Source organism: Staphylococcus equorum, assembly GCF_029024965.1.
GTDB lineage: Bacteria > Bacillota > Bacilli > Staphylococcales > Staphylococcaceae > Staphylococcus > Staphylococcus equorum.
Map to the genome: position 1 here is coordinate 2,448,721 of NZ_CP118982.1, position 21,003 is coordinate 2,469,723.

Consider the following 21,003-nt stretch of genomic DNA (forward strand, 5'->3'; position numbering starts at 1 on the left):
AGCAATGTAACTCAAGCTTGTCAATAATTTAAAATGCTAATTCTGTGAAATTTTTCAATTCATTGTATAATTTTGCAAATTCTTTTATTGAAAGCGTTTCTCCACGTCTTCTTGGATCTATACCACTTGTTTCTAACCATTTTTTAATAATTTCTTTGTTCGCTTTACCATCTACAAACAAACTTTGATAGTTATTGCTAATTGTTTTTCGTCTTTGGCTAAATGCAGCTTTTGTCATTTTGAAAAATTTATCTTCGTTATCTATATCTACTTCCGGTGTCTGACGCTTCATCAATTTTACAACAATTGAATCTACATTTGGCGGTGGCAAGAAGACAGTCTTCGGCACTGTTAACACTTTACTGGTTTCAGTATAATATTGGGTAACTATTGAAAGTGATCCATAAGCTTTTGTACCTACTTGTGCATTCAATCTTTCACCGACTTCTTTCTGCATCATAACTACGTAGCCATCGATAGGTAAAGTTTGTTGCATTAGATTCAATAATATCGGTGTTGTAATATAATATGGTAAGTTAGCGACCACCATGATATTGTCACAATCTGCTAAATGCTCTGTAACATAATGTGCAATATCAGCTTTTAATATATCTTCATTTATAATTTCCACGTTATCATAAGGTCCCATTGTATCTTTCAACACTGGTATCAAACGTTGATCAATTTCAAATGCAACAACTTTCTTTGCGTTTTTAGCTAATTGTTCCGTGAGCGAACCCATACCAGGCCCTATTTCTATAATACCTGTATTTTCACCTATGTCGCTGGCATCGATAATTTTTTGTATAATGTTAACGTCAATCAAGAAGTTTTGTCCTAAACTTTTTTTGAAATTAAAACCATATTGATTGAGCAATGCTTTTGTACGCGATGGTGTTGCAACATCTTTAATATCCACTTATCATTCACTTCCTTCATTATCACTTAATGCATTCCTAACATCTTCTTCAGTATAGCCAAACGCATTGAGCTTATTTATTAATTGTTTGCCGTTAGAATGTCCTATATGTAGCTTACGTCCAATTATTTCTCTTTTTTTGCGTGCATCTTTCCCAATTATTAATCCTAAATCAATTAACACTGATTTACTTATTGTTTCGTGTCCTTCTTCGAATGGTGTACTCACATTTATTAAGGCATCTTTAATATCTTCAAGTTGTGCATGTTCTACACCAATCTTGCCTCGTTTACTTTTGGCTTTTTCTCTATCGATATATGCGTGTTTAACGCCTGGTACATGTTTTTGAATTGTATTACGTATTTTATCACCCGGGAAATCAGGATCTGTTAATACAATGACACCTCTTGTTTCAAATGCTTGTGCTATAACACTTAGCGTTTGCTCGTTAATCGCACTCCCATTTGTTTCAATCGTATCACATTCTACCGCTCTTTTAACGCGTTCCGTATCGTCTCTACCTTCTACTACAATAAATTCGTTAATCTTCATTTATTGTTACACCTTTCATCTCTTTAATTCGATTTTAGATAAAAATAAAAAAGGTATCGTCGCAAATAATGGTTACTACTTAGCATTTACTCTATGAACTAAGCCCTATTTCAGACCGATACCTTTTTTGTAATGTGTCTATCCTTTTAATTTAAACAATTGTTCTGCATTTTCAGTTGTTTGCTTGCATACTTCCTCATAGCTCACACCGCGTAATTCAGCAATTTGTTCTGCAACCAATGTCACACGAACAGGTTCATTTCTTTTGCCTCTATAAGGATGTGGTGATAAGAATGGTGCATCCGTTTCAACTAATAATCGATCAAATGGAACATGCTTTGCTACTTCTTTAGGTTGTTTCGCATTTTTAAAAGTGACTGGACCACCTAAAGATACATAGAAATTCAATTTATTAATTACATCATCCGCAATTTCAGGAGAAGCGCTGAAACTGTGCATGATACCACCAATTTCTTCCGCATGTTCCTCTTTAAGAATATCTATACAATCTTGCGTTGCTTCCCTATTGTGAATAATAATTGGTAAATTGACGCGTTTAGCCAATGCGATTTGTTTTCTAAATAATGCTTGTTGTACATCTTTCGGCGACTTGTCCCAATGATAATCTAATCCCGTCTCACCTATGCCAATCACTTTAGGGTGTTCTGCAAGCTTTTCTATCCATTCTAACCGTTCTTCTGTGCAATCAACCGCATCTACAGGGTGCCATCCAATAATGCCATAGATAAATTCGTATTGGTCAATCAGTTCCATCGTACGTTCGACTGTTGGTGTATCAAATCCAACAACAAACATTCGATCTACACCGTTGTCTCTTGCACGTTCAATGACCGCTTCTAAATCTTCATCATATTGTTCTGCATTTAAATGAACATGTGTATCAATAAGCATGTTATACCGCTCCCTTAATTTGTGATTACTTAATTATTGCACCATTTGGAATTGCGCTTGGTAAACTTACAAGTGTCAGTACACCATCTTTTTCAGCAGATAAAATCATACCTTCTGATTTTCTACCCATCAATTTAGCAGGTTTTAAATTTGTTACAACTGCAACTTTTTTACCTATAATATCTTCTGGTTGATAGTATTTTGCAATACCAGAGACGATTTGACGGTGTTCACTATCTAAATCAACTTGGATTTTCAATAATTTATCAGATTTTTTAACTTGCTCAGCATCTGTAATCGTAGCAGCTTTAATTTCTACTTTATCAAAATCTTTGATATCGATTGGCGACTTACTAGGTACTTCTTCTTCAGTTTCTTCTGAAACTTCTGCCGCTTTTTCTGGCTGCATAGATTGTTTAATATAATCGATTTCTGCATCACTATCTAAACGCGGGAAGATTGGTTGTGGTTTATCACTAACAACGATTGGCGCAGTTAAGGCACCATATTGTTTCACGCTATCAAATTCATATAATTCAGGTGAATTAATATTCAACTGTTCAAAAATTTGTTTTGGTGCGTGCGTAAGGAATGGTCTTAATAACACTGCTACAATGCGAATGTTTTCTACTAAATGCGCCATTACATTACTTAGCATGTCTTTTTGATTTTCATCTTTAGCTAATACCCACGGCGATGTTTCGTCAATATATTTATTAGTACGGCTGATTAACTTCCAAACCGTTGAAAGTGCTACTGAGAATTGTAAATCGTCCATATTTTCATGGAATGTATTCACTGTGTCTATCGCCATTTGTTCCATATCTTCATCCAACTCGTGTTTTGGACCTTGATATGCTGGTAATTCGCCATCAAAATATTTATTGACCATAGAAATTGTACGATTCACTAAATTACCTAAGTCATTTGCTAAATCATAATTTGTACGTTCAACAAAACCTTCAGGCGTGAAGACACCATCTGAACCAAATGGTAATTCGCGCATTAAATAATAACGCGTAGCATCTAGACCATAACGATCTATAAGTACATTAGGATCGACCACGTTACCTTTAGATTTACTCATTTTGCCATCTTTCATAAGTATCCAGCCATGCGCAAAGACTTTCTTAGGAAGTGGAACATCTAATGCCATCAACAAGATTGGCCAGATAATTGAGTGGAAACGCACAATTTCCTTCGCCATGATATGAATATCTGCTGGCCAATATTTTTTGAATAAGCTATCATCATCTGATAAGTAACCTAGTGAAGAAATATAGTTCACAAGCGCATCAATCCACACGTAAACGACGTGTTTAGGATTTGATTTCACATGAATACCCCAATCGAATGACGTACGTGAAACTGCTAAATCTTCTAATCCTGGTTTGATGAAATTGTTAATCATTTCATTTTTACGTGAAGGTGGTTGAATAAAATCAGGGTTTTCATCGTAAAATTCTAATAAACGGTCTGTATATTTAGATAAATTGAAGAAATAACTTTCCTCTTTAACTAATTCTACTTCGTGACCAGAGTCTGGACTTTTACCGCCAACGATTTCACCATTTTCAAATACCGGATCCACTAATTGCGTCTCAGTATAATAAGTTTCATCTGGTACAGAATACCAACCTTCATATTCGCCAAGATAAATATCCTCTTGCTTTAATAAACGTTCAAATATTTGTTGCACCACTTCTTTATGTCGCGCTTCTGTTGTACGAATAAAATCATCGTTTGAGACTTCTAATTTATTCCATAAATCTTTAATTCCAGCAATCATTTCATCCAAATATTCTAATTCAGATTTCCCAGCTTTTTGTGCTTTTTCCTGTATTTTTTGACCATGTTCATCCGTACCTGTTAAATATCGAACATCATAGCCTTGCATTCTTTTATAACGTGCGATTACATCACCAGCTGTTGTTGTATATGCGTGACCGATATGTAAATTCCCACTTGGATAATATATTGGTGTAGTGATATAAAATGTTTCTTTCGCCATCAATGTTCCTCCTCGTTTCCTACGCTTTAAATATATCTAAATTCATTTTTCCCTCAATGAAACAGATGTATGTTTTATATTTCATTTTCTAATTTAGCCACTTTTATAATGATATGATTAGATTACTATTCATATCGAACTTTTCATGACTTAATTCTTCTGAAATTTTAATATGATTAATAATCTCTATCTTGTCTACATTACCATAAATCACGCGTGTTATGGGAGTTTTTCAACTCATTTTTCTTGATTAAACGTGATTTCATCCTATGAAAGTTCTTCACTTTACCTTAGAAGCTTTATCTTAAGAATTATCAATCCAACCTGGATTAATTATTGGAAACCTCATGATAAATATCATAAACTTCGCCAGTCTTCATATGACGCATTTCAGCAACTTGTTTAATTGCAGCTTTAGGTTTCATATTTTCGTTTATATAATAATCCACATGTGCTTGTATCGACATATCTTCAAACCACGACGTATCTTCTTCAGCTATTGCACCTTCGATGACTATGACAAATTCACCCTTAGTTGGAATACGATTTTCATTAAGTTGGTTTAGTAATTCTCCAACTTCTCCTGTGACAATTTGCTCAAACTTTTTAGTTAATTCTCTACCTAGTGAAACTTTTCGCGTTTCATCTACTTTTTGAATTGTTTTCAACGTCTCCTTCACACGATGTGGGGACTCATAAATAATCAGTGTACTATCTTCAAACATCCGTTGCTCTAAAATATCTAATTTTTGCTTTTCTTTTCGTGGCAAAAACCCTAAAAATGTATAAGTAAATGATGGTAACCCACTCGCCATCAGTGCCGTCAATCCAGCATTAGGGCCTGGCACCGTTTCAACTCTGATTTCACTTGCCCTCGCTGCCACGACAAGCTCGTAACCGGGATCGCTAATCAATGGCAATCCTGCATCTGATACAAGTGCGATGCTAACATCCTGCTGCAGTTGTTCTATTAGGTAATCCGTTTGTTGTTCCTTATTGTGATCATGATAGGACTTCAGGGGTGCTTGTATATCATAATGTGCACATAACTTTTTAGTCACTCTTGTATCTTCACAAGCAATCAAATCCACCGATCTTAAAATGTCTACAGCTCTATATGTAATATCTGCTAAATTTCCTATAGGTGTTCCTACTAAATATAATGTCGCCATGAGTTATCCCTCGCTTATTAATACTAATTTTTGTTGCCTAGAATAGGTTTTTATTTCGTATTCTCGTTTTAAAGCTTCTGACTTCGTATCAAACATTTCTTGATAAACTAACTCTACCGGACGTCTTATTTTAGTATATTTGGCGCCTTGTCCTTTATTATGCTTTTCTACCCTTTTTTCTATGTCTTTTGCATAACCAGTATATAAACTTCCATCTTTACACTTAACAATGTATATATAATGTTTATCCATAATATATTTCTCTCATTTCTTTAGTATACGTTCCATCATTATTATATATGTAAAATGGTGTTTGAATGTCTAACCCTTGATTACCGCCTTTTCTACCTTCAACAACAATTGTTTGCGCCACTTTACCCTGCTTACTATAGATGAAATGAAGTTTCTTGGGTTCAATCTGGTATGCTCTCATATAGGTTAAGACATCCATAAGACGTTCTGCTCGATGTACCATCACAAAACGTCCGCCTTGTTTCAGTAAATGTCTGGCTGCAAAACAACAATCCTCTAGTGTACACATGATCTCATGTCGTGCGATCTTATGTGCTTCCTTCTGATGTTGGAACGCTTGATTCGCTTTAAAATAAGGCGGATTACAAGTAATAAGGCTATATTTTGCAGGACTAAACTGTTTGTGCGCCTCTTTCAAATCCATATGATGCATCTGTATTCTATTTTCTAAATGGTTATGTACGATACTACGTTGTGCCATATCTACAAGTTGTTGCTGTATTTCGATTCCATCTATAGCTTGCTGTCCTTTATCAGAAAGTAATAAAGGTATCACACCATTACCCGAACACAAATCCATAATCGTATCTTGTTTTTTTACTTTTGTGAAATGTGCAAGTAGTAAAGCATCTGTTGAAAAAGAAAACACATCATCATTTTGAATAATTTCTAGTTTTTCTTTAATTAAAAAATCTAACCTTTCATTTTCCATATGCATATTCATTATATCCTCCAAAAAAAAGACGAGACTGCGATGCTTAATAACCAAGCCTATCGCTACATCTCATCCTCAATCACATTTCATCCATATTGTTTTATAGGCAATTTCGTTCTTTAATTATTCACTCAGCACTTCTAAACAAAATAAACAGTCGTCACCTTTTCTATGTTTTCCGAATAACTCACCATTACAAATATGAAAACCCTCTTTATAAAGCATTGCTAAATTATCTTTACTGCGAAGTGGTCGCTTATATTGTGCTTTATGACCGCTTTCTATTTTTTTAGGTTTTTCTTCTTTATCTATTAAAGTTTTCAGATTTTCATTCTCTATTTGTAAGGCTACATTTTCTTCTATGAGTTCGACAGTAAGATTTTTCAAATTAACCATATCACCGTTGATTTGATTAATATTTTCTTCTAAATGTGCTAACTTTTCAAATATCTCGCTTCGATTCAATGTTGTAACGGCCTCCTAATTAAACGTTTCTAATTCTTCCATCTTATATTCAAGTGGTTGCTCTAGGCCTTCCACTTTAATTTGCATGGAAATGTCTAAAATATTTAACCCTATCACTTTACCGTTACCTTCTGGTGTTTCAATCGGATCACCAACATCAGGTAATTGTGCACGTGCCTCTTCATAATAATCATTTTCATACTTGAGACAACACATCAAACGTCCACAGGCTCCCGAAATTTTAGTTGGATTTAAAGATAAGTTTTGATCCTTAGCCATTTTTATAGATACTGGTTCAAAATCACCTAAAAATGTTGAACAACATAAAGAACGTCCACATGGCCCAATGCCACCCAATAATTTTGCTTCGTCTCTAACACCTATCTGTCTTAATTCAATACGTGTTTTTAACTTCTGTGCCAAGACTTTTACGAGTTTTCTAAAATCAACTCGTTCATCTGAAGTAAAATTAAATATTACTTTTGATTTATCTAATGTGAATTCACAGTTAACCAAACGCATTTCTAATTGTTGTTGCTGTATTGTATCTTTACACAATTGCAAAGCTTCTTTTGCAGCTTGCTCATTTTGTTCATATCTGATTAAATCTTCTTCAGTTGAAATACGTACAATTTCTTTTAATGGTAGTGTTACATCTTGATCCGCAACATTTAAAGGTTCGTATTTTACACGACCCATCTCTAACCCTCTTTTAGACTCTACAACTACCCAGTCTCCTACAGTTAAATTAAAGTGTTGAGGCGAATAATATTCCATTTTCCCTGATTTTTGAAAATCAATACCTACTACATTTTGCATAACTAATTCACCCCTTTTATTACGATTTGCTCAAACACTAAAGTTGGATTCACATTTTGATTCAACTTTTTATGTGCTTCTGTTATTTGATCATACATCAAAATAATTTGATTATATGTTAGTTTTTCCGTATATTCTTGTACATCGACTTGTAAATCTTGATATATCATATCATCAGTCATCCCTACTTTAGCATGCATAACATCTTGAAAGAAACCATTAACTGCAGCTAATGTGACCATTTGTAGCCTTCTATTTTTAGCCTGTTTCAATAAATCGACAATAGCAATCAATGCCATAGGTCGATTTGTTAAAAGTAATTGGCACCATTTAATGACACTTTTACGTAGCGCCATTAAATCTGCTTCTTCGTTTAGCGTAACTGCCGTTTCAATTTGCGTAGTATATGTACTTAATAATTCAGCTACTGGACGAGAAATATCACGTTCTACTAATCTATTTATAAAATTAGCTTTATTAATAGGTTTAAAATAAACATGCTGACATCTCGAATGGATTGTGTCTAAAATTTGTTCAGGCTTCGTAGTTAATAAGATGGCGATAGTATTTTCAGGAGGTTCCTCTAAAAATTTCAAAATGCTATTTTCACCTTGAATGGTTAACTTTTCAAAGGATTCAATAATATATACTTTATAGTCACCTTCTATTGGTAATTGATTCATATGATGTAATAACTGTTCTATTTGATCTTTCTTTATTGTATTCTCTTCAGAGGATATATACATAAAATCAGGATGATTAAATGTTTCTACCTTTAACTGACATTGATTGTCTTGATCACATAAAATCAGCTTCGTAAAATCAATAGCGACTTGTTGCATTGTCTGACCATCATCACCCTCAAATAAATAAGCATGTGACAATTTATTTGATTGATAGGCTTTCGTCAGTCTTTCTCGTTCGTCCATTATAAAGTTACTCCTTTATATAAAAAGGCTGCTTATATATAGTTACTCTACAAAAAACATTCCAAAAGATTACCATAGGCACATCTTTTTAGCTAAAATGTAATTTGAGAGGCTACTATATTAAGCAACCATGATTTTAGAATTGATGGAAAGTTTCAACAGGCATTACAAATACCGTTGCTCCTCCAACTTCTACTTCAACCGGATACGGTATATAAGAATCTGCACTACCACCCATCGGTGTAATAGGTGATACAAGCTGCTCTCTGTTACCACAAGTATCATTGATAACTTTCAACATCTCATCCACGCGATCATCTTCAACACCAGATAAGAACGTAGTATTCCCAGCTCTTAAAAATCCACCAGTGGTTGCAAGTTTTGTTGCTCTAAAATTATGTTTAACAAGTTTGTCCGACAGTTCTTGACTATCCTGATCTTGTACAATTGCTATAATCATTTTCATACTAAACACCTCTTCCAAATATTATATCACAATTTTTCTAAGTATTTGTTGATAGATTCATACGTCGCATTTACTACTTCTTCTATACTTCGATTTGCATCAATCACAATAAAACGTTTAGACTCATTATGAATAATTTTCTTATAACCTTCAACTACTTTTTCATGAAATATTACATCTTCTTGATCTAAACGATTCTGATTTCGCTGATTTTTTTGTATACGGTCACGACCTACCTCTACGCTCACATCAAGGTAAATGGTTCTATCTGGATATAAACCATTAATAGCAAATTCATTAATAGATTTCACTTCTTCTATTCCTATACCCCGTGCATAACCTTGATAAGCTAATGAACTATCTATATAACGATCACATAATACTATCTTTCCCTCATCTAATGATGGTATAACTTTACCAACAAGATGTTCACGTCTTGAGGCCGCAAATAATAAGGCTTCTGTGCGCTCATCCATATCGTCGCCTTCAAGTAATACTTCACGTATTTGCTCTCCAGTTTTAACACCACCAGGTTCTCTAGTGAGTACAACATCATACTCTGTTTCTAACCTTTCTGCCACTTGTTGAATGACTGTAGTTTTACCTGAACCTTCTGGGCCCTCAAAAGTTATAAAAGCTGACATTTTATTCATCCTTAATTTCTATTTTATAATTTTTAATTCCTTCTACTCTTATATTATTATCATACCAATAATTCATTAATTCTATCATATTTTCTGTAATTTTTTCTCCTTTAAACATAACAGGAATGCCAGGAGGATATGGAACGATATTTGTTGCTAAAACTTTAGATCCAGCATGACTAATATCGATACTTTTTGTATCAACTATATCACCCGCTTGGTATGTACCTTCTTCAGTCCTAAACGCTGACTGATCAGGTGTTTGTGTGTGTCTCTCTTCCAACTCAATCTGTCGTATTCTTTCAATTAATAAATCAAATGGATAGGTATCCCCCTTATGCCATAAAGGCAAAACGAATAATACCTGATGTTCATCAGCAAGTTCAACGTAAATATCTTTAGTTTCAAAATACTTTTGTAATTCAAAACCAGTATAACCATTACAACGTATATTCAATTTCAGAGGATCTTCAACCTTAACGACTTCAGCGCCAATTTCTTTTAACGCTTGAATTAATTGGTCTCTTTTTTTAAAAAAGAGTTTACTATTATAATCTTTATAAAATTGATGTGCTAATTCCAAACTCATCATCAATAAATAGGACGGGCTTGAAGATTGAAAATAGGACAAATATTTAATAACCTTTTCTCTTCTCGGTGCATTCTTATGAATAAATATAATAGAACTCATTGTTAGTGATGGTAATGACTTATGATACGATTGCACCACATAATCCGCCCCCATATTTAAAGTAGAATTGGGAAAACCTTCCAAATCAAAATGGGCACCATGTGCTTCATCTATTAATACAGGTATATTGTGCTCTTTTAGATCTTTGATAGCAATAGATACATCAAAGCACTCACCATAATAATTAGGATATGTAAGAATTGCTAATTTAGTTTGTTCTATTTGAGAAAGCAATGTATCCAAATTCGGCCCTAAATATTGGTTCGTTTTTTTGCTCATTGTCATTTCCAATAGTTGACACTGTTCTGATGTTAAATCCAAAGCATGAAATACAGATTTATGTGCATTTCGAACTATAGAATAATGTCCATGTTGCCCTGAAAACCCTTGGACTACTGATAAAATACCAGATGTAGTCCCATTGACTAAATAATACGCATCATAATCAGGATGTTTCTCTATACCTTCCATACTTTCTGCTATCACTTCTTCAGGATGATGCAAATCATCTAATTCTGTAATCTCAGTCATATCCATTTTAAAATTTAGTTGCTCTAAATAACCAATTGTCATATTTTTATGTCCAGGTACATGCATCGAAATCGAATTTCTATTTAGTATATTTTTAAGTTTATTAGTTAATGGTAATGTCATATGCATCCTCGCTTTTCAAGCAGTAATTTCAACTCTCATATCTCATAGTTCATTATATTTTAACATATAGGCAGTAGGAGATGTATTTGTCCATGCCTGCCTCTATTTCCAAATGTACTGCATATAAAAGACTTTGTCTTTAAACAGGCTTCACTAATTTTCTCACGCATAAAAAAAGAGACCTTTCTAGGTCCCTAATTGCCTGTAAAGTGCTCCTTATTCTAATATTTCCCTTACTCACTTACCGCTTGTAAGCTCGTCTCGTCTTTCGCTCAGTTCGTCAGCTTCTAAAGAACTACTTCTCAAAATCATTGGGATTAGTAGTTCTTACACATGAGCTTCAGCTTATGTGCTCATGGCTTAAACCAGCTATTTTTGGAAGTTAAGCTCCTTTTGCGCACAAAAAAAGAGACCTCTCGGTCTCGGCTCATCGCATCCTAAATGCTGCCTGGCAACGTCCTACTCTTGCGGAACGTAAGTCCGACTACCATCGGCGCTAAGGAGCTTAACTACTGTGTTCGGCATGGGAACAGGTGTGACCTCCTTGCCATTGTCACCAGACAATGAACTGTATAAAAAATTATACATTCAAAACTAGATAGTAAGTAAAATTTGATAATGCCAAACAAAACACTTTTAAATTTGATTAAGTCTTCGATCGATTAGTATTCGTCAGCTCCACATATCGCTATGCTTCCACCTCGAACCTATTAACCTCATCATCTTTGAGGGATCTTATAACCGAAGTTGGGAAATCTCATCTTGAGGGGGGCTTCATGCTTAGATGCTTTCAGCACTTATCCCGTCCATACATAGCTACCCAGCGATGCCGTTGGCACGACAACTGGTACACCAGAGGTATGTCCATCCCGGTCCTCTCGTACTAAGGACAGCTCCTCTCAAATTTCCTGCGCCCACGACGGATAGGGACCGAACTGTCTCACGACGTTCTGAACCCAGCTCGCGTACCGCTTTAATGGGCGAACAGCCCAACCCTTGGGACCGACTACAGCCCCAGGATGCGATGAGCCGACATCGAGGTGCCAAACCTCCCCGTCGATGTGAACTCTTGGGGGAGATAAGCCTGTTATCCCCGGGGTAGCTTTTATCCGTTGAGCGATGGCCCTTCCATGCGGAACCACCGGATCACTAAGTCCGTCTTTCGACCCTGCTCGACTTGTAAGTCTCGCAGTCAAGCTTCCTTATGCCTTTACACTCTATGAATGATTTCCAACCATTCTGAGGAAACCTTTGAGCGCCTCCGTTACTCTTTAGGAGGCGACCGCCCCAGTCAAACTGTCCATCTGACACTGTCTCCCACCATGATAAATGGTGCGGGTTAGAAATCCAACACAGCAAGGGTAGTATCCCACCAACGCCTCGACGTAAGCTGGCGCTCACGTTTCAAAGGCTCCTACCTATCCTGTACAAGTTGTACCGAATTTCAATATCAGACTACAGTAAAGCTCCACGGGGTCTTTCCGTCCTGTCGCGGGTAACCTGCATCTTCACAGGTACTATGATTTCACCGAGTCTCTCGTTGAGACAGTGCCCAAATCGTTACGCCTTTCGTGCGGGTCGGAACTTACCCGACAAGGAATTTCGCTACCTTAGGACCGTTATAGTTACGGCCGCCGTTTACTGGGGCTTCGATTCGTAGCTTCGCCGAAGCTAACCACTCCTCTTAACCTTCCAGCACCGGGCAGGCGTCAGCCCCTATACATCACCTTACGGTTTAGCAGAGACCTGTGTTTTTGATAAACAGTCGCTTGGGCCTATTCACTGCGGCTCTCCTGGGCGTTAACCCTAAAGAGCACCCCTTCTCCCGAAGTTACGGGGTCATTTTGCCGAGTTCCTTAACGAGAGTTCGCTCGCTCACCTTAGAATTCTCATCTTGACTACCTGTGTCGGTTTGCGGTACGGGCACCAAAATTCTAGCTAGAGGCTTTTCTTGGCAGTGTGAAATCAACGACTCGAGGAAACAATTTCCTCTCCCCATCACAACTTGACCTTAAGAGTGCCGGATTTGCCTAACACTCAGTCTCATTGCTTGGACGTACAATCCAATAGTACGCTTCGCCTATCCTACTGCGTCCCCCCATCGCTTAAAACGAAATTTGGTGGTACAGGAATATCAACCTGTTATCCATCGCCTACGCCTATCGGCCTCAGCTTAGGACCCGACTAACCCAGAGCGGACGAGCCTTCCTCTGGAAACCTTAGTCAATCGGTGGACGGGATTCTCACCCGTCTTTCGCTACTCACACCGGCATTCTCACTTCTAAGCGCTCCACATGTCCTTGCGATCATGCTTCAACGCCCTTAGAACGCTCTCCTACCACTGTCCTTACGGACAATCCACAGCTTCGGTAATATGTTTAGCCCCGGTACATTTTCGGCGCAGTGTCACTCGACTAGTGAGCTATTACGCACTCTTTAAATGATGGCTGCTTCTAAGCCAACATACTAGTTGTCTGGGCAACGCCACATCCTTTTCCACTTAACATATATTTTGGGACCTTAGCTGGTGGTCTGGGCTGTTTCCCTTTCGAACACGGACCTTATCACCCGCGTTCTAACTCCTAAGATAAAATTGATTGGCATTCGGAGTTTGTCTGAATTCGGTAACCCGATAAGGGCCCCTCGTCCAAACAGTGCTCTACCTCCAATAATCATTACTTAAGGCTAGCCCTAAAGCTATTTCGGAGAGAACCAGCTATCTCCAGGTTCGATTGGAATTTCTCCGCTACCCACAACTCATCCGCTCACTTTTCAACGTAAGTCGGTTCGGCCCTCCATTCAGTGTTACCTGAACTTCAGCCTGGTCATGGGTAGATCACCTGGTTTCGGGTCTACGACCAAATACTCAACGCCCTATTCAGACTCGCTTTCGCTACGGCTCCACATTAACTGCTTAACCTTGCATCAAATCGTAACTCGCCGGTTCATTCTACAAAAGGCACGCCATCACCCATTAACGGGCTCTGACTACTTGTAAGCACACGGTTTCAAGTTCTATTTCACTCCCCTTCCGGGGTACTTTTCACCTTTCCCTCACGGTACTGGTTCACTATCGGTCACTAGAGAGTATTTAGCCTTGGGAGATGGTCCTCCCGGATTCCGACGGAATTTCTCGTGTTCCGTCGTACTCAGGATCCACTCAAGAGTGAACAAACTTTCGACTACAGGATTATTACCTTCTTTGATTCATCTTTCCAGATGATTCGTCTAATTTGTTCTTTTGTAACTCCGTATAGAGTGTCCTACAACCCCAACAAGCAAGCTCGTTGGTTTGGGCTCTTCCCGTTTCGCTCGCCGCTACTCAGGGAATCGATTTTTCTTTCTCTTCCTGCGGGTACTAAGATGTTTCAGTTCCCCGCGTCTGCCTTCAGATATGCTATGTATTCACATATCGATAACACGACATAACTCGTGTTGGGTTTCCCCATTCGGAAATCTCTGGATCAAAGCTTACTTACAGCTCCCCAAAGCATATCGTCGTTAGTAACGTCCTTCGTAGGCTTCTAGTGCCAAGGCATCCACCGTGCGCCCTTAATAACTTAATCTTTTCGACCTTCAACACGATAAAATCGGTTGAAAACCTAAAATGTTATTAATCTGTGAGTGTTCTTTCGAACACTAGCGATTATTTCTATTTTTTTGAATTCAAGCTTTTTAAAACTCTAATTCACTCGGTTTTGCTTGGTAAAATCATAAATTTTACTTACATATCTAGTTTTCAATGTACAAAATAACGCAATGAATACTCGTAATGAGCATTCAAAACTGAATGCAATATGTCAATGTCGTTCCTCTTCATCTTCTCAAGGAAGATGTTCCGAATATATCCTTAGAAAGGAGGTGATCCAGCCGCACCTTCCGATACGGCTACCTTGTTACGACTTCACCCCAATCATTTGTCCCACCTTCGACGGCTAGCTCCATAAATGGTTACTCCACCGGCTTCGGGTGTTACAAACTCTCGTGGTGTGACGGGCGGTGTGTACAAGACCCGGGAACGTATTCACCGTAGCATGCTGATCTACGATTACTAGCGATTCCAGCTTCATGTAGTCGAGTTGCAGACTACAATCCGAACTGAGAACAACTTTATGGGATTTGCATGACCTCGCGGTTTAGCTGCCCTTTGTATTGTCCATTGTAGCACGTGTGTAGCCCAAATCATAAGGGGCATGATGATTTGACGTCATCCCCACCTTCCTCCGGTTTGTCACCGGCAGTCAACCTAGAGTGCCCAACTAAATGCTGGCAACTAAGTTTAAGGGTTGCGCTCGTTGCGGGACTTAACCCAACATCTCACGACACGAGCTGACGACAACCATGCACCACCTGTCACTTTGTCCCCCGAAGGGGAAGGCTCTATCTCTAGAGTTTTCAAAGGATGTCAAGATTTGGTAAGGTTCTTCGCGTTGCTTCGAATTAAACCACATGCTCCACCGCTTGTGCGGGTCCCCGTCAATTCCTTTGAGTTTCAACCTTGCGGTCGTACTCCCCAGGCGGAGTGCTTAATGCGTTAGCTGCAGCACTAAGGGGCGGAAACCCCCTAACACTTAGCACTCATCGTTTACGGCGTGGACTACCAGGGTATCTAATCCTGTTTGATCCCCACGCTTTCGCACATCAGCGTCAGTTACAGACCAGAAAGTCGCCTTCGCCACTGGTGTTCCTCCATATCTCTGCGCATTTCACCGCTACACATGGAATTCCACTTTCCTCTTCTGTACTCAAGTTTCCCAGTTTCCAATGACCCTCCACGGTTGAGCCGTGGGCTTTCACATCAGACTTAAGAAACCGCCTACGCGCGCTTTACGCCCAATAATTCCGGATAACGCTTGCCACCTACGTATTACCGCGGCTGCTGGCACGTAGTTAGCCGTGGCTTTCTGATTAGGTACCGTCAAGATGTGCACAGTTACTTACACATTTGTTCTTCCCTAATAACAGAGTTTTACGATCCGAAAACCTTCATCACTCACGCGGCGTTGCTCCGTCAGACTTTCGTCCATTGCGGAAGATTCCCTACTGCTGCCTCCCGTAGGAGTCTGGACCGTGTCTCAGTTCCAGTGTGGCCGATCACCCTCTCAGGTCGGCTACGTATCGTTGCCTTGGTAAGCCGTTACCTTACCAACTAGCTAATACGGCGCGGGTCCATCTATAAGTGATAGCAAAACCATCTTTTACTTTAGAACCATGCGGTTCCAAATGTTATCCGGCATTAGCTCCGGTTTCCCGAAGTTATTCCAGTCTTATAGGTAGGTTACCCACGTGTTACTCACCCGTCCGCCGCTAACTTCAAAGGAGCAAGCTCCTTATCCGTTCGCTCGACTTGCATGTATTAGGCACGCCGCCAGCGTTCATCCTGAGCCAGGATCAAACTCTCCATAAATGAATTATGATGTTTGATTAGCTCATAAAATACTAATTTGTGTGTTATCTCTAACACGTTTGAACCAACAATTTAATGTTGTGTTCGGAATTAACGTTGACATATTGCAATTCAGTTTTCAATGTTCATTTCTTAATCACAAGACTTAATTCTACAGGTTATAACTTGAAAAGTCAATAACTTTTTAAAATTAATTTTCGTTGTGTTTCGTATTTCTTTTTGTGTTTGTCGTGTTGTTTCGCTCGACTAGTAATACTATACACGCATAAAAACCTTTTAACAACAGTAAAATTTACACTATCGCTACAAAACTTACATTTATTAAACAAATATAATTCATTAAGGCTATATTATAGACGAATCTCTAGTAACTACAGTTCTTTCAATGCAGAAAATCAAAATATAAGGAAGCTTAATCCCTTTCTAAAATAGCTATATATCACTCTATTCGGAAAATTATTCACTATTCTTTTATCGTTGCTCACTGTGTTTTTCAAACTAATTCTCTAATTTATAATTTATATATTCTATTTCTTCCAAATGATAAACGTAAAAATTCCAAAAATATTGGTGTAATTATTCTTCTAAAAACTATAGATCAAGTAAAAATAACCTATGTCTTTGATTTTCTGAATATCAGAACTATTAAATAAATTCATATTTGCGCATTAAAAATTCACAAAAGGAAATTCCATACAAAAAGGAATGACACCCTACTTCTTATACCAGTTGAAAAGTTGTATATTAACAGGCCATTTTGAATAATATAATCGAAAATTTTTTACTGTATGCAGTAGTAAATTAAGCAAATACTAAACATTAACTAGAACTTTTGAACACTTTATTTAACTAAACCAAAAATAAATCACGTTTAATATAATCTTCAACTCTTTTATTCCTATAAACTACCACTTTTTAATTTATAAAGAACCACTTTTTCGCTTGCGAAATTAGTAGTTCTTATACAAGAGCTGGTGCTCTTGTAATCCTTAAATTATTCTCATATCTCTTGGAACGAGATCCACACTATTTTTTGCATAAAAAAGAAACCTCTCAGTCTCGACTTCTCGTACCTTATGACGCTGACTGTAAAAACTCTACTTTTCAATTTATTGAGGTTAGTAACTCTTACACATGAGCTTCAGCTTATGTGCTCATGGCTTAAACCAGCTATTTTTGGAAGTTAAGCTCCTTTTGCGCATAAAAAAAGAGACCCTTTCGGGTCCCTAATTGCCTGGCAACGTCCTACTCTTGCGGAACGTAAGTCCGACTACCATCGGCGCTAAGGAGCTTAACTACTGTGTTCGGCATGGGAACAGGTGTGACCTCCTTGCCATTGTCACCAGACAATGAACTGTATAAAAAATTATACATTCAAAACTAGATAGTAAGTAAAATTTGATAATGCCAAACAAAACACTTTTAAATTTGATTAAGTCTTCGATCGATTAGTATTCGTCAGCTCCACATATCGCTATGCTTCCACCTCGAACCTATTAACCTCATCATCTTTGAGGGATCTTATAACCGAAGTTGGGAAATCTCATCTTGAGGGGGGCTTCATGCTTAGATGCTTTCAGCACTTATCCCGTCCATACATAGCTACCCAGCGATGCCGTTGGCACGACAACTGGTACACCAGAGGTATGTCCATCCCGGTCCTCTCGTACTAAGGACAGCTCCTCTCAAATTTCCTGCGCCCACGACGGATAGGGACCGAACTGTCTCACGACGTTCTGAACCCAGCTCGCGTACCGCTTTAATGGGCGAACAGCCCAACCCTTGGGACCGACTACAGCCCCAGGATGCGATGAGCCGACATCGAGGTGCCAAACCTCCCCGTCGATGTGAACTCTTGGGGGAGATAAGCCTGTTATCCCCGGGGTAGCTTTTATCCGTTGAGCGATGGCCCTTCCATGCGGAACCACCGGATCACTAAGTCCGTCTTTCGACCCTGCTCGACTTGTAAGTCTCGCAGTCAAGCTTCCTTATGCCTTTACACTCTATGAATGATTTCCAACCATTCTGAGGAAACCTTTGAGCGCCTCCGTTACTCTTTAGGAGGCGACCGCCCCAGTCAAACTGTCCATCTGACACTGTCTCCCACCATGATAAATGGTGCGGGTTAGAAATCCAACACAGCAAGGGTAGTATCCCACCAACGCCTCGACGTAAGCTGGCGCTCACGTTTCAAAGGCTCCTACCTATCCTGTACAAGTTGTACCGAATTTCAATATCAGACTACAGTAAAGCTCCACGGGGTCTTTCCGTCCTGTCGCGGGTAACCTGCATCTTCACAGGTACTATGATTTCACCGAGTCTCTCGTTGAGACAGTGCCCAAATCGTTACGCCTTTCGTGCGGGTCGGAACTTACCCGACAAGGAATTTCGCTACCTTAGGACCGTTATAGTTACGGCCGCCGTTTACTGGGGCTTCGATTCGTAGCTTCGCCGAAGCTAACCACTCCTCTTAACCTTCCAGCACCGGGCAGGCGTCAGCCCCTATACATCACCTTACGGTTTAGCAGAGACCTGTGTTTTTGATAAACAGTCGCTTGGGCCTATTCACTGCGGCTCTCCTGGGCGTTAACCCTAAAGAGCACCCCTTCTCCCGAAGTTACGGGGTCATTTTGCCGAGTTCCTTAACGAGAGTTCGCTCGCTCACCTTAGAATTCTCATCTTGACTACCTGTGTCGGTTTGCGGTACGGGCACCAAAATTCTAGCTAGAGGCTTTTCTTGGCAGTGTGAAATCAACGACTCGAGGAAACAATTTCCTCTCCCCATCACAACTTGACCTTAAGAGTGCCGGATTTGCCTAACACTCAGTCTCATTGCTTGGACGTACAATCCAATAGTACGCTTCGCCTATCCTACTGCGTCCCCCCATCGCTTAAAACGAAATTTGGTGGTACAGGAATATCAACCTGTTATCCATCGCCTACGCCTATCGGCCTCAGCTTAGGACCCGACTAACCCAGAGCGGACGAGCCTTCCTCTGGAAACCTTAGTCAATCGGTGGACGGGATTCTCACCCGTCTTTCGCTACTCACACCGGCATTCTCACTTCTAAGCGCTCCACATGTCCTTGCGATCATGCTTCAACGCCCTTAGAACGCTCTCCTACCACTGTCCTTACGGACAATCCACAGCTTCGGTAATATGTTTAGCCCCGGTACATTTTCGGCGCAGTGTCACTCGACTAGTGAGCTATTACGCACTCTTTAAATGATGGCTGCTTCTAAGCCAACATACTAGTTGTCTGGGCAACGCCACATCCTTTTCCACTTAACATATATTTTGGGACCTTAGCTGGTGGTCTGGGCTGTTTCCCTTTCGAACACGGACCTTATCACCCGCGTTCTAACTCCTAAGATAAAATTGATTGGCATTCGGAGTTTGTCTGAATTCGGTAACCCGATAAGGGCCCCTCGTCCAAACAGTGCTCTACCTCCAATAATCATTACTTAAGGCTAGCCCTAAAGCTATTTCGGAGAGAACCAGCTATCTCCAGGTTCGATTGGAATTTCTCCGCTACCCACAACTCATCCGCTCACTTTTCAACGTAAGTCGGTTCGGCCCTCCATTCAGTGTTACCTGAACTTCAGCCTGGTCATGGGTAGATCACCTGGTTTCGGGTCTACGACCAAATACTCAACGCCCTATTCAGACTCGCTTTCGCTACGGCTCCACATTAACTGCTTAACCTTGCATCAAATCGTAACTCGCCGGTTCATTCTACAAAAGGCACGCCATCACCCATTAACGGGCTCTGACTACTTGTAAGCACACGGTTTCAAGTTCTATTTCACTCCCCTTCCGGGGTACTTTTCACCTTTCCCTCACGGTACTGGTTCACTATCGGTCACTAGAGAGTATTTAGCCTTGGGAGATGGTCCTCCCGGATTCCGACGGAATTTCTCGTGTTCCGTCGTACTCAGGATCCACTCAAGAGTGAACAAACTTTCGACTACAGGATTATTACCTTCTTTGATTCATCTTTCCAGATGATTCGTCTAATTTGTTCTTTTGTAACTCCGTATAGAGTGTCCTACAACCCCAACAAGCAAGCTCGTTGGTTTGGGCTCTTCCCGTTTCGCTCGCCGCTACTCAGGGAATCGATTTTTCTTTCTCTTCCTGCGGGTACTAAGATGTTTCAGTTCCCTGCGTCTGCCTTCAGATATGCTATGTATTCACATATCGATAACACGACATAACTCGTGCTGGGTTTCCCCATTCGGAAATCTCTGGATCAAAGCTTACTTACAGCTCCCCAAAGCATATCGTCGTTAGTAACGTCCTTCGTAGGCTTCTAGTGCCAAGGCATCCACCGTGCGCCCTTAATAACTTAATCTTTTCGACCTTCAACACGATAAAATCGGTTGAAAACCTAAAAT

The 21,003-nt window shown here is 39.3% G+C and carries 13 protein-coding genes and 5 rRNA genes; all 18 read right to left on the minus strand.

The genetic code is table 11. From position 1 onward, the window contains the following. Window positions 1–28: 28 nt before the first annotated feature. The 18 genes from rsmA to PYW44_RS12055 all read right to left on the minus strand — a co-directional run bounded on the left by rsmA (window position 29) and on the right by PYW44_RS12055 (window position 20,960). Window positions 29–919, minus strand: coding sequence for a 16S rRNA (adenine(1518)-N(6)/adenine(1519)-N(6))-dimethyltransferase RsmA (gene rsmA / locus PYW44_RS11970; protein ID WP_021339907.1), 891 nt, complete (start codon window positions 917–919; stop codon window positions 29–31). A gap of 3 nt (window positions 920–922) precedes the next feature. Beyond that, window positions 923–1,471: a ribonuclease M5 gene (gene rnmV, locus PYW44_RS11975; RefSeq protein ID WP_002508735.1), complete on the minus strand. Its 549-nt coding sequence runs from the start codon at window positions 1,469–1,471 to the stop codon at window positions 923–925. 138 nt (window positions 1,472–1,609) lie between these two features. Next, entirely contained in the window at window positions 1,610–2,383 is a 774-nt protein-coding gene (locus PYW44_RS11980; RefSeq protein WP_002508734.1) for a TatD family hydrolase, read from the minus strand. 25 nt (window positions 2,384–2,408) lie between these two features. Next, window positions 2,409–4,394 carry a methionine--tRNA ligase gene (gene metG / locus PYW44_RS11985; RefSeq protein ID WP_021339908.1) on the minus strand — a complete coding sequence of 662 codons (1,986 nt, stop codon included), beginning with the start codon at window positions 4,392–4,394 and terminating at the stop codon, window positions 2,409–2,411. A 329-nt stretch (window positions 4,395–4,723) separates the two neighbouring features. After that, window positions 4,724–5,566: a 16S rRNA (cytidine(1402)-2'-O)-methyltransferase gene (rsmI, locus tag PYW44_RS11990; protein ID WP_002508732.1), complete on the minus strand. Its 843-nt coding sequence runs from the start codon at window positions 5,564–5,566 to the stop codon at window positions 4,724–4,726. A 3-nt stretch (window positions 5,567–5,569) separates the two neighbouring features. After that, window positions 5,570–5,818, minus strand: a complete 249-nt coding sequence (locus PYW44_RS11995) for a GIY-YIG nuclease family protein (protein WP_002508731.1) — start codon at window positions 5,816–5,818, stop codon at window positions 5,570–5,572. Further along, window positions 5,811–6,536, minus strand: a complete 726-nt coding sequence (locus PYW44_RS12000) for a tRNA1(Val) (adenine(37)-N6)-methyltransferase (RefSeq protein ID WP_002512535.1) — start codon at window positions 6,534–6,536, stop codon at window positions 5,811–5,813. Before PYW44_RS12000 ends, PYW44_RS11995 begins: the two co-directional genes overlap by 8 nt. 120 nt (window positions 6,537–6,656) lie before the next feature. Continuing rightward, window positions 6,657–6,998 carry a DNA replication initiation control protein YabA gene (gene yabA, locus PYW44_RS12005; protein ID WP_002508729.1) on the minus strand — a complete coding sequence of 114 codons (342 nt, stop codon included), beginning with the start codon at window positions 6,996–6,998 and terminating at the stop codon, window positions 6,657–6,659. A gap of 15 nt (window positions 6,999–7,013) precedes the next feature. Next, window positions 7,014–7,817 carry a PSP1 domain-containing protein gene (locus tag PYW44_RS12010; RefSeq protein WP_002512536.1) on the minus strand — a complete coding sequence of 268 codons (804 nt, stop codon included), beginning with the start codon at window positions 7,815–7,817 and terminating at the stop codon, window positions 7,014–7,016. Window positions 7,818–7,819: 2 nt separating this feature from the next. Next, window positions 7,820–8,746: a DNA polymerase III subunit delta' C-terminal domain-containing protein gene (locus tag PYW44_RS12015; protein ID WP_021339910.1), complete on the minus strand. Its 927-nt coding sequence runs from the start codon at window positions 8,744–8,746 to the stop codon at window positions 7,820–7,822. 136 nt (window positions 8,747–8,882) lie between these two features. Then, window positions 8,883–9,212 carry a cyclic-di-AMP receptor gene (locus PYW44_RS12020; RefSeq protein WP_002508726.1) on the minus strand — a complete coding sequence of 110 codons (330 nt, stop codon included), beginning with the start codon at window positions 9,210–9,212 and terminating at the stop codon, window positions 8,883–8,885. 26 nt (window positions 9,213–9,238) lie between these two features. Continuing rightward, window positions 9,239–9,856 carry a dTMP kinase gene (gene tmk / locus PYW44_RS12025; RefSeq protein WP_021339911.1) on the minus strand — a complete coding sequence of 206 codons (618 nt, stop codon included), beginning with the start codon at window positions 9,854–9,856 and terminating at the stop codon, window positions 9,239–9,241. Window position 9,857: 1 nt separating this feature from the next. Further along, the gene (locus PYW44_RS12030) at window positions 9,858–11,201 is read right to left on the minus strand and encodes an Orn/Lys/Arg family decarboxylase (protein WP_115076068.1); all 1,344 of its coding nucleotides are present in this window, start codon (window positions 11,199–11,201) and stop codon (window positions 9,858–9,860) included. Between the two features lie 446 nt (window positions 11,202–11,647). Further along, window positions 11,648–11,762 (minus strand): 5S ribosomal RNA (gene rrf / locus PYW44_RS12035). 81 nt (window positions 11,763–11,843) lie between these two features. Continuing rightward, window positions 11,844–14,767: ribosomal RNA gene (locus tag PYW44_RS12040) — 23S ribosomal RNA — on the minus strand. Between the two features lie 288 nt (window positions 14,768–15,055). Beyond that, window positions 15,056–16,608 (minus strand): 16S ribosomal RNA (locus PYW44_RS12045). Window positions 16,609–17,840: 1,232 nt separating this feature from the next. Further along, window positions 17,841–17,955: ribosomal RNA gene (gene rrf, locus PYW44_RS12050) — 5S ribosomal RNA — on the minus strand. A gap of 81 nt (window positions 17,956–18,036) precedes the next feature. Further along, window positions 18,037–20,960: ribosomal RNA gene (locus PYW44_RS12055) — 23S ribosomal RNA — on the minus strand. Together the 16S, 23S and 5S rRNA genes form the textbook arrangement of a ribosomal RNA operon. Window positions 20,961–21,003: the final 43 nt, after the last annotated feature.

Coding starts and splice junctions, on each gene's coding strand:
- rnmV (WP_002508735.1), bottom strand. CDS start 1,471: ATGAAGATTAACGAATTTATTGTAGTAGAAGGTAGAGACGATACGGAA.
- PYW44_RS11980 (WP_002508734.1), bottom strand. CDS start 2,383: ATGCTTATTGATACACATGTTCATTTAAATGCAGAACAATATGATGAA.
- metG (WP_021339908.1), bottom strand. CDS start 4,394: ATGGCGAAAGAAACATTTTATATCACTACACCAATATATTATCCAAGT.
- rsmI (WP_002508732.1), bottom strand. CDS start 5,566: ATGGCGACATTATATTTAGTAGGAACACCTATAGGAAATTTAGCAGAT.
- PYW44_RS11995 (WP_002508731.1), bottom strand. CDS start 5,818: ATGGATAAACATTATATATACATTGTTAAGTGTAAAGATGGAAGTTTA.
- PYW44_RS12000 (WP_002512535.1), bottom strand. CDS start 6,536: ATGCATATGGAAAATGAAAGGTTAGATTTTTTAATTAAAGAAAAACTA.
- PYW44_RS12010 (WP_002512536.1), bottom strand. CDS start 7,817: ATGCAAAATGTAGTAGGTATTGATTTTCAAAAATCAGGGAAAATGGAA.
- PYW44_RS12015 (WP_021339910.1), bottom strand. CDS start 8,746: ATGGACGAACGAGAAAGACTGACGAAAGCCTATCAATCAAATAAATTG.
- PYW44_RS12020 (WP_002508726.1), bottom strand. CDS start 9,212: ATGAAAATGATTATAGCAATTGTACAAGATCAGGATAGTCAAGAACTG.
- tmk (WP_021339911.1), bottom strand. CDS start 9,856: ATGTCAGCTTTTATAACTTTTGAGGGCCCAGAAGGTTCAGGTAAAACT.
- PYW44_RS12030 (WP_115076068.1), bottom strand. CDS start 11,201: ATGACATTACCATTAACTAATAAACTTAAAAATATACTAAATAGAAAT.